This is a genomic window from Limnobacter litoralis (assembly GCF_030160455.1).
GTDB lineage: Bacteria > Pseudomonadota > Gammaproteobacteria > Burkholderiales > Burkholderiaceae_B > Limnobacter > Limnobacter litoralis.
Map to the genome: position 1 here is coordinate 1 of NZ_BSOJ01000008.1, position 3,195 is coordinate 3,195.

Genomic DNA, 3,195 nt, shown 5'->3' on the forward strand with positions numbered 1-3,195 from the left:
AGTGGGGACTACTTTCTACAAATTTAACGCGGCCGAAAAGGCGGTACTGGCATGACGCTTACAAAATGTGTGCCAATTGTCACCTTTTTAATTGAACCTAACGTTGGAGGTAAGGGGCGCCCCGCTTGCGGGGCGTCCAGTGGAAGCCGAAGGCTGTAACGGCCTTGACCGTAATGTTAGAACTTGAACTCGACGCGCCCATTTTGGATGATTTCGGATGCGATAATACTTGCAGGAACGAGATATTCAGGGCCCAACGAGGAATGATATGGGCTATGGATTTTAATGATTGGAACTCCACCCGAGTGCCCTACGATGGATTGATGCGTTGATGAAAACTGCAGGAATTTTGCAGCCTCAATCTCATTGACCAAGTGTTGAATGGTGAGGTTTTGATCAACCTCGAAATACATTTCAAGTGGGTTGGTTTGATCATCGGCGGCACAGACCGCCTGGCGGGTAATTTCAATGCGCATTGAGTTCTAACGTCGCACTTGACCGGCGCACAAGGAGCGAGTGCGCGACGCGCACGGTTGCTCTGATGCGTCCGCGTCTAAGGGCCTGTTAGATCGATTTCTGTTCATAGCTGTCATTTATGTCTTTGAGAAGAGCCGCCGTCGAGTTGTAGTATTCCCTGAAGATGGCGAGCGACGCAATCAGTGGAGCTAAGCCAACTGCAAGCAGCGGTTTTCGATGGTGCTTGCCAAGATGCAGCAAAAATTTCTCCTTCTCAATAACTGAATAGGCTCCCATGACACCCGACCAGTTCGGGTGTGTGAACTCACACAGCTGATCGTACATACCTCGGATTCCGTCAAACTCCTTATTGAGGTGATCCACAGCAGTCAAGATGTTGTATGAGGTCTGCCTAGTTGTTCCATCCTTGCTCCCCAGCATGCCCTTCATTAGGAACTCATCGAAAGCATTTTCGTCTCGTTTCTTTAGAAACCCCCTCGACTTCTCGTGCATCCAATACATCATCGCTGTGGTCTCCATAACTGACCGAACCATGACAAACGCTGGGACAAGATTGCCGCCTACAAGGAGCTCGATAGATGAGTCCGCGAGGTCGCTGACTCGGTGAATCAGCACCTCTCTGAACGAGCACACCTTATAGGGTAGCTTCGAGTTCAACGTGAAAGATCCGGCGTATAGCTCCTTCGGCAGCGAGCCACTGATTTCCGCGGCAATCTTCCTTACTAAAGCAAGCCGCTCGTCATCGGACAGTTTTGAGAGGTCAGGGACGTCCATGCGATCTAACGCCTGAGTTCAGCGGCATTTGAGGCGATGCGTGCTTTTGCGGTAGCAAAAGCGCGTGGCGGGTCAAATGTCCGCTTCAACGATTTGTTAGCTGCCAACTCTCCGGCGCTACGCCGTATGATTGCCACGGTGAGAACTATGCTTTAATAGGCTTTCCGCCGGAATCGAAAATATCTCGTGCAGCCCTTCAATCATGCGAAGTGTCAGCGGTCGTTTTCGGGCCAAGATTTCATAGACCCGATTCTTGCGACCAATGACCGGAATGAGATCATCGACGGTAAGGCCCTGCTGTTCCATACGAAACTTAATGGCCTCAACAGGATCAGGGAAATCCATTGGGTAGTGCTCCCGCTCGTATGCTTCGACTAGCGTTACCAGCACATCCAGTCGATCCCCCTCGGGCGATCCAGCCTCCGCGACCATGAGGCCTTCAATTTCTTTCAGAGTTGCCTCGTAGTCGGCTTCTGTTTTGATAGGACGAATTTCCATAGGACACCTCAAATTGTCTGAGCATCAATTTCATCGTACTGCTTGTGCGTTCCGATGAAGCGGATATACACAACGCGGTAGGCGTAATTGATCCAAACCACTACCCGGTATTTATTGCCGGCGATGTTAAAAACGACACGGCCATCTCGCAGAATGCTAGCGCTAGAAAATTGAGCCTTCACCTCATTGGGAGTAGACCAGTCGGCTTTGAGGGACTCTCGATACCAAGCCATACCCGGCTCAATGGAGTCCGCGTAAGTAGGCGAGCTTTCCCAGAATTTTCTCAGCGTTGACAGAGCGATAATGCGCATGACCGTATAATAGTCCCATTTCGGGACTATTGCAACCTCAATGATCCGCGAATGTTTTGCTTTTGGCTACTAACGTTCAGGTTAAGGGGCCGGCTTTAGCCGGTCCCGAGTGAGCGAAGCGAGCGACCTTGAACCGTTTGTTAGGCTTTTGCTCGATGTGTAATTGATATTTGGTCATTCTATTTTTGCTAGTGCGCAACCTAGGCGGGTTACTCTGCTGTGCATTCTATGGAAATAGGCGTGATATGTGGTGAATACGGAAAGGTGACCAGTTGTTCCATTTATTGCGCCGGCTTTAATAAGTTCTGTAGTTCGATTCAGCCAAAGCATATGCAGTTTTGTTGTGGCTTTAAGAACTGACGGTGCCAGAAAGTCGACATGAACCCGATGAGCAAAAAGATTACGCAGCTCTTTGATTGCTCGAAGGATGGCAGCATCCTCTGGTGTTAGAAGACCTGGCCTGCCGGGGCAAGTCCTCTCGATTGAAGGGTTAGGGTTCATCTTTTCGGCTTCCGCAGAGGGCGATGGAGATCGATGGCCTTTTTAGTAAGCGACAGGGACTCTCGCTGAGCTTTGACAATCTCTCGTTGCACTTCATTTGTGCGGACATGAAGACTGCTTGACTTGTCGAGAATCTCGATCACAGCCCCATTGAAGGTCATCTGTAGCTCAAATATAAAGAACCCAACTGCAGCGACTAAGTTGAAGGCTGTATAGAATGCTAAGAAGACCAGCTTGACGATGAATGCCTTTGATAGTTGTTCCTCTCCGGCAAGAAGTGACCAGAGCTCATACAACCCATACAGAAAGAAAACAAGAAGGAGCCATGAACTACGAAGCCAAGCGACGAGTTGGCGCTTCATGCCGCGCCTCTGGCTTCCCTCTTGGATTGTTGGGCTAGGAGGAGCCGTTCGGTGAACAGTCCAAACACCAAGCACGATTGCGACTGCGATCTGAGCTATGCCCATAACTAGTGCTATCAGATCGCTGGTTGATAGGTTCAATGGCACATTGAGCCCTAACGATAAGCATGAGGGGTCGCAGCGAAGCGAGTATCCCTGCTCGTGGAGGAGCCTGTAAAAAATTCTGTGTAAGTTCATTCGGAATCAAGGGTGGTGAACGGTAACTCGTTCGC

5 protein-coding genes are annotated in these 3,195 nt (G+C 50.0%); all 5 read right to left on the reverse strand.

The genetic code is table 11. The annotated features are described in order from the left end of the window. Positions 1–176 precede the first annotated feature (176 nt). On the reverse strand, positions 177–476 hold the full coding sequence (locus QQJ87_RS04140) for a hypothetical protein (protein WP_284280157.1): 300 nt from the start codon (positions 474–476) through the stop codon (positions 177–179). Positions 477–564: 88 nt separating this feature from the next. Continuing rightward, complete coding sequence (locus QQJ87_RS04145) at positions 565–1,251, reverse strand: hypothetical protein (protein WP_284280158.1); 687 nt, start codon at positions 1,249–1,251, stop codon at positions 565–567. 117 nt (positions 1,252–1,368) lie between these two features. After that, the gene (locus QQJ87_RS04150; RefSeq protein WP_284280159.1) at positions 1,369–1,749 is read right to left on the reverse strand and encodes a helix-turn-helix domain-containing protein; all 381 of its coding nucleotides are present in this window, start codon (positions 1,747–1,749) and stop codon (positions 1,369–1,371) included. Between the two features lie 8 nt (positions 1,750–1,757). Beyond that, positions 1,758–2,060 carry a type II toxin-antitoxin system HigB family toxin gene (locus QQJ87_RS04155; protein ID WP_284280160.1) on the reverse strand — a complete coding sequence of 101 codons (303 nt, stop codon included), beginning with the start codon at positions 2,058–2,060 and terminating at the stop codon, positions 1,758–1,760. A 497-nt stretch (positions 2,061–2,557) separates the two neighbouring features. Then, a complete protein-coding gene (locus tag QQJ87_RS04160; protein ID WP_284280161.1) occupies positions 2,558–2,923 on the reverse strand; it encodes a hypothetical protein in 366 nt (121 codons plus the stop codon). Positions 2,924–3,195 lie beyond the last annotated feature (272 nt).

Excerpts from the sequence above, each read along its gene's own strand:
- QQJ87_RS04140 (WP_284280157.1), bottom strand. The coding sequence starts at position 476 with ATGCGCATTGAAATTACCCGCCAGGCGGTCTGTGCCGCCGATGATCAA.
- QQJ87_RS04145 (WP_284280158.1), bottom strand. The coding sequence starts at position 1,251 with ATGGACGTCCCTGACCTCTCAAAACTGTCCGATGACGAGCGGCTTGCT.
- QQJ87_RS04150 (WP_284280159.1), bottom strand. The coding sequence starts at position 1,749 with ATGGAAATTCGTCCTATCAAAACAGAAGCCGACTACGAGGCAACTCTG.
- QQJ87_RS04155 (WP_284280160.1), bottom strand. The coding sequence starts at position 2,060 with ATGCGCATTATCGCTCTGTCAACGCTGAGAAAATTCTGGGAAAGCTCG.
- QQJ87_RS04160 (WP_284280161.1), bottom strand. The coding sequence starts at position 2,923 with ATGAAGCGCCAACTCGTCGCTTGGCTTCGTAGTTCATGGCTCCTTCTT.